This is a genomic window from Methanosarcina baikalica (genome assembly GCF_031461075.1).
GTDB lineage: Archaea > Halobacteriota > Methanosarcinia > Methanosarcinales > Methanosarcinaceae > Methanosarcina > Methanosarcina baikalica.
In genome coordinates, this window is the sequence record NZ_JAVKPK010000107.1 from 1 (window position 1) to 7857 (window position 7857).

At 42.7% G+C, this 7857-nt stretch carries 5 protein-coding genes; 3 read left to right on the forward strand and 2 right to left on the reverse strand.

The genetic code is table 11. From position 1 onward, the window contains the following. Positions 1 to 126: 126 nt before the first annotated feature. Together RG963_RS15865 and RG963_RS15870 are read right to left on the reverse strand one after the other, a co-directional pair. Entirely contained in the window at positions 127 to 2067 is a 1941-nt protein-coding gene (locus tag RG963_RS15865) for a hypothetical protein (protein ID WP_310577250.1), read from the reverse strand. Between the two features lie 9 nt (positions 2068 to 2076). Then, positions 2077 to 4638: a type II/IV secretion system ATPase subunit gene (locus tag RG963_RS15870; RefSeq protein WP_310577251.1), complete on the reverse strand. Its 2562-nt coding sequence runs from the start codon at positions 4636 to 4638 to the stop codon at positions 2077 to 2079. A gap of 123 nt (positions 4639 to 4761) precedes the next feature. Here RG963_RS15870 and RG963_RS15875 point away from each other — a divergent pair, with 123 nt between their 5' ends. The 3 genes from RG963_RS15875 (at position 4762) to RG963_RS15885 (ending at position 7605) form a co-directional block, all read left to right on the forward strand. Continuing rightward, entirely contained in the window at positions 4762 to 4887 is a 126-nt protein-coding gene (locus tag RG963_RS15875; protein WP_310577252.1) for a hypothetical protein, read from the forward strand. Between the two features lie 818 nt (positions 4888 to 5705). Further along, positions 5706 to 7160, forward strand: coding sequence for a phytoene desaturase family protein (locus RG963_RS15880; RefSeq protein WP_310577253.1), 1455 nt, complete (start codon positions 5706 to 5708; stop codon positions 7158 to 7160). Positions 7161 to 7467: 307 nt separating this feature from the next. Then, positions 7468 to 7605 (forward strand): hypothetical protein, encoded by a 138-nt coding sequence (locus RG963_RS15885; protein WP_310577254.1) that lies wholly within the window; start codon positions 7468 to 7470, stop codon positions 7603 to 7605. Positions 7606 to 7857: the final 252 nt, after the last annotated feature.

Genomic DNA, 7857 nt, shown 5'->3' on the forward strand with positions numbered 1-7857 from the left:
CTGAAAATTGTGAATCATATCGAATAATAAGAAATTGTTTTTGGTACGAGATTTTTCCGTGTTTTCAGTGGTTCTTCTTTCTGTTCTAGATTATTGAAGAATTCAGGTCACTCCTATTACTTTATTTCACACCAGCCCGCGGAAGACAATTCTTGAAGCTGCGGTGGAGACTGAAAATATTATAATTGAAATTGGGAGCATACAGGCAAGGTCATACTTCAACTCAGTCCGGTCTCCTCCATACTCCACCGAGCCTGCAAAACGGGTTAAGATAGCACTGATGAAGACAACATAAACCCCTATTGCAAGCAAAAAATGGTCCGGAGAAATGGACTGGGTAAAGGCTCCCTGCCCGATTTCAACAGGCATTCCGGACAGGTCTGCAGGGACCCTGTTAATCCTTTCAGCGACCTGGCCCAGGATTTTTGTAATAACTTCGGAAAGGGCAAGGGTAATCCCGGCAATAAGCGGGGCAAAAATAACTGCAGTAGAACGCATGGTTGAGGTGACGTCATACAGTGAACGCCGGATTCTTTCCTCGACTGCACTCAACTCTTTTAAGTGGTCTGCAAGTTTTATAATGGAGGCTCCTGCAGCTTCATGGTTCTTGTGGATGCTTTCCGTAAAGAGGAGCATCGTGTTTCTGATTCTTTCAGAATATATATGCCTGAAGGCCCCGAAGTCTTCGTCAAAGATCGCATCTTTGAGATTTGTCCGCATGCTGAGCAGGTTCATTGAAATTTCCTCAAAGGCCTCTCCGATTTTTGAGCCTTCCATAGTCCTGGCAGTATGGGCAAAAGCTTTTTCAGGGGCTTTTCCTTCCGAAATCCTTCTACCGAGCACAAAGAGGGAATCTGCAAACTCCTGTTCCATCTCTTTTATTCGGTCTCTTATTTTCTTGTAAGGCACAGACGAAAAATACAGGTAAATCGAAATCCCGACAGTTCCGCCCAGAATAATCGGAAGTGTCGGTGAAAAATATCCCCCGAGAGGTGCGGTTGATACAATCTCTCCAGGGTTTCCTAATTTTATCAGGAGATATCCTAGAGGGGCTGTCATTAAGATTATCAGGACTGAAAGCAGCGTAGCAAAGCGTTTCTTCTGCCTGATGTCTGCAAGGTCGGGATGGGAATCCGGAATCTGCCTGGGAGTAAAAGCTACTGGTCTCTGCATTAGAATATATTCGGAGTAGAGGGCTGCAAGAGCCGGGAAAACCAGGTCGTAGAGAAGCACAAGGTCTATTATTTCAGGTTTCATCCCTACGACCGTGACTGCAGGCAGAAGAGCCACCAGGGCGAGAGGGATCAGGATGAAAATCGAGTAGAGGATATAACTTGGGGTCTTTAGCTTTGCCGCAAAAGATTCCATAAGGCTTTCAGTGCCTTCCAGGCTTATATCCAGAGCGCGGTTCAGTGTTATAACTCTCTGCGCTTCGTCAGGTTCGGCTGTTGAGCTTTTAATCAGGTGTAGGGAACGCTTGAAGTATTCGCTGTTCCTTCCCCACAGGTCGGCAAAAGAAAGAAGAGCATCATCCATGCTGCTGTAAATCCTGAGGTTCAGGTCCCAGGTAAGTTTTTTCAAGTCCTTTGCAAGCGGACGATCTGAGTTTCGGGCTGCAAAAAGGATGGCATGTTCCAGGTTAGGAACCAGTTTCATAGACATAACTATATAGCTCAGGATTTCAGGGATATCTCCGAGGGAAGATATTTTCATAAACCCTGCCCTGATCTTCACATACTCGCTTAAATAACAGAGTACGGTCAGAGGAATAATAAAGGTCAGAGTTCCCATGATAAAAAGATTCCTGGCATCAAAACTCCTGGAAAGCAGCACGAAAAGGTCTATTCCGAGCAGCAGGATCAAAGTTGCAAAAGTTCCAAAGTAAGAAAACAGTACCGTTTCGAAGGCTTCCAGGTCAAAGCCCGTAAATCGCAGAGCATCCCTGTACTCCTGGCTAACGCTTTTTTCGCATTTTTTGCTAAAGGCAGCAGGGTCAGGAACAGCCCATATCCATTGCCTTGCCGTGTTTTTGCAGGCTCTTACATACCAGCTGCTTTCTTCTTCCATACTCTTTCCTCAGATGACGATTTTCTTATTCCCGCACTTGCTGGCAAAGTTTTCAAACCAGATTTCCCATTGTCTATAAAGCATTTCCAGATCATCTCCACAACCGGATTCGGAATCATTTCCATACCCATTTTCATATGGCTTGCTTTTCTTCTTAGAGTCTGAGAGTAGCCAGAACATATTGTTTGCCTGGCTGACTGCTTCTGCCTCCAGCAGAAAAGGTCTCTTTATCCCTTCAATTGCAATCTTTTCTTTTATCCTTGTCCGAAGCTCGACACTTTTCAAGGCCCAGTCTATGGAAATCCCCCATTTTCGGGCAATCTTTCCTATAAGTTCTGACTGTCCCTGTTCCAGTGCTTTTCCTGGAAGCAGGCAGTCCTGAGAAGCATCGTAATTCATTATATCCGTAAAGATATCCGAGGGCTCGGGATTCTCGATTACGGCGCTGGTGACTTCTGCGATACGGCTTACCCGCTTTATCTTTTTTATGCTTCCTTCGAGCCTTATGCCTGAACAGATAATTACTGCGTCCGTAGCTTTAAATGAAGCCGGGGGAACTCCAAGGGTATTAACTATTCTCTCGTATACGTTTTCTATGGATGAGCCGTGAACGGTCCCGATAACCGAGTTTCCGGCTTTTCCTACCTGCATGGCTTCATAGAGCACCTTTACTTCCGAACCTCTGACTTCCCCCATAACCAAGGCAGAATTTCCAAGGCGCAGAGCAGCCCTGAGTGCGGTTTCAGGGCTCATTTCCGCCCCTGACTTCAGGACAGAAGAATGGGAACTCATTCCCTGGACTTTCCATCCCAGGGCTTGGAGTTTTTCGATAGGCAACTCGTGAGTGTCTTCGATTGTCAAAATTCTGTATTTCTGGGGAATCTCGAGGAGCATGGCAGACAGCAGGGACGTTTTTCCGGCTCCGACTTCTCCTGCGACCAGGACTGAAGCCTGCCCGTCCATTAGGAAGCTTAAAAGCCCAGCTGCGAATGAAGAAATTGAACCTGTATTGATCAGTTTAGGCAGGGTCCAGGGAGAGAGAGAATGCTTTCTGAAAGCATACGCAAGCCCGCTTGCACTCAGTGGATCCCCTATCACCGAAACCCTTACCCCGAAAGCTTCAAGATTAAGCTCCAGCACAGGAATCGCTTCTCCAAAGGGCCTGCCGCTGATGGTCCTGAACCTGGATACTAGGGCATCAAGGTCATCCTGTGAGAGAAAAACATTGCTTGCACATTCTTCTCCATCAAGGACGACATGAACAGGGTTTGTGTCGGCAGGGGCATTGATGTATACATCGGTGATTCTGATATCGGAAAGCAGGTCCTCCATGATCCCGAGCCCGTTCGTATACCTCGCAAGCAGGTCGGCATAGCTTTCAAGTTCTTCAGGATTGCAGGTTTCCCCGCTTGCGAGCAGTTCTTCTTCCAGAAGCTTTTTTGCCATGCGCCTGAAATACTCCCTGGCTCCTTGAGGGTCTGCAAAAGCAAGGTCCTTTGGCCTATGCCGGATCATCCGCCTCCTTACTTTCTCAAGCAGCCTCAGCTCCTCCTGCCGGAGGTTATACTCAGGTGGTCTGATCATGTAAAGTTTTTCCGGCCTGTCGGTGTAGCTATAAACCGAAACTTCAATTTTTCTCCCTTGCCTGCCGTCTATGTCATAACACTCAAGAAATTCAGTATTTTCCGGAGCGTCAGTATTGACTCGGGAGCTGGAAAAGGGGGGCCTTACATGAGGTTTTATCCCTCTTTCGTAGTCGAAAACCTCATCTACGGACTTTTTTCCGTTTCCCTGGTTTTTCTCTCTTTTTGTAGATTCCAGAAACGGGATATGTCTTGATATTTTTGCAAGGATCACTTCTCCGGAAGTATCCTTTAGAAGGTTTCCTGCCATTATTTCTATCTTTTTTCCTACCTTTTCCCCAATTCTTCTCTCTGGATTTTCTACAGGCTTTGCTGAAAAACATTCAATTTCGGATTTTTTAAGGGCAGGAATTTCAGGAGAATAAGATAATTTTTCTTCGATTTCATGCAGCACATGGTAAAAACACTCGGAACATGCAGCGCAAGCAGGAATAGTACCCTGAACTTTCGTCAGCATTTTTCCTTGAATGAATCTGTCTATTTCCATCCGGGTCTTCAAAGGATCTGTCTCTGCAGTCTCAGTTAAAAAAGCAATTATCTCTTTCCTTTCCACGTCACAGCTTTTTTTTTCGGGCAAAGTGCAGGTTTTGGGAACCTTTTCCGCGCTTTCGTACGCTGTAATAATTCCATTGAAGCCTGCAAGAGTATAAAGTAGAGACAGAGCTTCTCCTTCATAGTCCCGTTCATACAGCCTTGAGAGCACCAGGCAGTCAGCATGAACTTCCTTTTGCAGAATTCCCAGGATATTCTTTCTGCAATGTGCGTCATTTAGAGAAGAGTCCGAATCGCACTCTCTGCAATTAATTGTAATGGTTTTACGGTTTTTCGTTTGCTTTATCCTGTAAGGGCAAGTTTCCTCTTCCTCTTTATCCTGTCCAGAAAAACGGCCCTGACTAAGGGCACTAACAGCATCCTGAAGTTTTGGCATTATACTCAGAATTCAAACCCCCATTTCCCTTCCAACTTTATAATTTCTCTTTAAATGTATTAAATATTTTCGAATCGTAACCAAAGTTTTAGTTTCGAGAATATCTTGAAACTAAAGGAAAAAATGAAATCCGAACTAATGAAAGAACTGCTGAAAGCAGTCCTTGACCATGAAGTAAGAAAACATAAGAAGGGGTCTACTGAGCAGACTATCTGTCTCAGTACTAAGAAGAGAAGAAGCGAGCCCTAAAAAGTTTATTTTTTCAAATAATATTAGTCAGTGACTTAATTCAAACAAGTCACTAATTAAGTGAGTATTTAATCGGTAATTTGTTGCAAGTCTTCTCTGAAAAATGTATGTTATGCCTCAGAGAGTGTTTAGTAACATAGTTTCTTTGCTACTCTTTCCTTTTTTTGACTGCATATCCAGATATCTGTAGCCCGGTGTTGCGTGTCACCATCTTTGGAAACTATCTGAGTTAGTGAAAACAGAATAAGTTTTTAAGTAAAAATCCTAATTTAAGATCCTCAGAGTATTTTCTCTTCCGACAATGTATGAAGGCAGGGAAGGTTTGGTTTGACGATATAATCGATAGATATTTCAAAAATATTGAACGCTGGAGCATAATCAAATCTGCAAAAAACGGAATCATTCCAGCGTAGTTTCCGTTGTTTTCCGGTTTTAAATCCGAAATATAAATATCTCGATCTTTTCCTAATAAATCCCTAACTTATAACAAGTAGTATCATTTAAATAAAGAAATATGCCACTTTTTTGACAATTCTCTTCAGAAAGGACTACTAATTATAAATACTATTTTTCTTCTCTATCATATTCTACAAACATAAGGAGAAATTGAGGATAAAGTCGGTAAATCATAAATTATATAAAGTTATTTCACACATATTCCGGACTCAGAGTAATTGGTTACAGCTTCAATATAGCTTTCATTTAACCAGCTAATGCAGGATTATTGTAAGCTTTATTCCTCTTCGAAGAGGAATAAAGTGCATAATTACATAAAATTATAAATTGATTCACTGGAAATAATAGAGGTAGTTTAGGGAATGAAAAAATACGATGTAATTGTTGTCGGGGCGGGTATAAGCGGGCTTCTGGCGGCGCTGACGCTTTCAAAGCATGGGAAAAAAGTCCTTGTTCTTGAGAAAAAGCGGCATATTGGTGGAAACTGCAACAGCTACACGGTAGACGGCTACCAGGTGGATACGGGAGCACACGCTATAACCCATCTGTTTGAGGGGCCCCTGAAAAGACTGATGGATAACTACTTTGATTTTCTGCCTGTATTTGAGGACTATGGGCATTATTACGTCAGGACTGAAAATGCCCTTATCAAGGTTCCTTCCAACCTGAAAGATTTTGTGACTTTTGATGTGCTTCCAAGAAAGGATAGGGTTATGCTTTCCCAAACTTTGACTAAGGCTTTTACCCTTTCTTCATTTGGAATAGACCTCTCGAACCAGTCAGTGTACGATTTCATACCGAAAAACCTTTCAAAGGACACTTATGACTTTGTGGATACAATATGTACTTTCCTTTCGGGCAGGTCCATGAAAGAAACATCTGCCGAGCGTGTTCTTTCGGGAAGCAGTTTTGTCAGGGACAGCATTACCCAGGAACAATTTGATGCCATGATCGGCAAACTGGAGCCTAAAAAGCTCCAGTCTGCGGAGTCCATCCTTGCCTCAATCCTTCCGTATCATCTTCACGCTTCTCTTCAGGCCAGGATGACCAAGGTTACCCAACCCTTTACATCCCTGGAAAGGCTTGCAACAAACGATGTAAATTACTCCCAGGGCTACCCTAGAAAAGGGTTAAAAGCTCTGCTTAACGCCATTCTTTCCTCCCTTCCGGAAACCGTTGAGATCAAAAAGGAATGTGAGGTTAAATCCATCCTTGTGCAGGAAGGAAAGGTATCAGGCGTGGAAGCCGATGAAATTTATACCTCTGACCTGGTTATCTACACAGGCTTTGCAACGGAGCTTTCCAGTCTTATAAAGGATCTTCCTCTGGAGTATACTGGAAATTTAAAAGGCATTGTTCATAGTAAAAGCCTGACTATCTGGCTCGGTCTTGTAAATGAGCTTCCGGAATTCAATTACACGGGCTCGGAAATTTGGTTTAAGGATTTTGCCTACTGGGCAATGCCTATAAGTAATTATGACCCTTCCCTTGCCCCAAAAGACAAACAGCTTATAGGCTTTTCCTTTGTGATTGACGAAAATAAAAGTGAGGAACAGGAACTCAAGAAGGCCTATGACACGATTTTCCGGGCCCATCCGAATATCGAAAAGTATATCGAGATGCAGCATGAGCAGATTCTTATTCCTGAGAAAGCCGCAGTCACGATTGACGGAAAGTTTGCAGATATTCGGACTCCTGTACAGAACCTCTATCTGGCAGGCACGGATACTGACCGGCGCAGTATGGGAATTACCAGGGCTTCATACTCGATCATTGAGCTTTTGAAGATTCTCAATGAAGACGGAAACCTACATTAAAATATTCTTGTATAGTAGTAAAAATCGAATGATGAAAAATCGAATAACGGCCTGGCTTGAATTTTCGCCCCAAAAATATTAATTCAGGGCATGCTAACGAGAGTATATAAGGACTTTCAGGTAGTAAGAGGTAAAATCCAACGGTGTATCAGACTTCAAGGAAATTCTCAGCCCTATATTCGAGCTGAGAAGCATACTTATTTTTCGTTCTTTCTTTCTTTCTTTCTTTCTTTCTTTCTTTCTGGCTCGGCACAGGAAGTCTATTCTTTACCTCTTTGCTATACCCTTTTCCATTATGAGGATTATCTTGGTCAGGTCCCGTCTGAAAGATTCTGAGGATGCAATTGTGAAAACAGGGCTTGTAGCAAGTATTTTTGGCTTTTTATTCAATATTGTGACATTCATCTTTTTTCTTATCTTTTCAGATGATGCCGGAGTCGATTAAATTCTATTTCGTTTTTATTGTTTAACATTTTTATTTACATATCGATTTTTTTGGTCTGCCTCTGTTAAGTCCAGCCAAACATTATAGCCGAGTTTCAATTCCCGCATTTTTCAACGTAAATTATAAATTCTCTAATCTGGTGGAAAATTTTATATATATGTAATGGGCAATAAGATTCCTTTATCCGGTAAGTAAGGATGAATTTCTCACCGGCCAGGCATAAAAAAACAAAAAGAAGTGATAATGGGATGA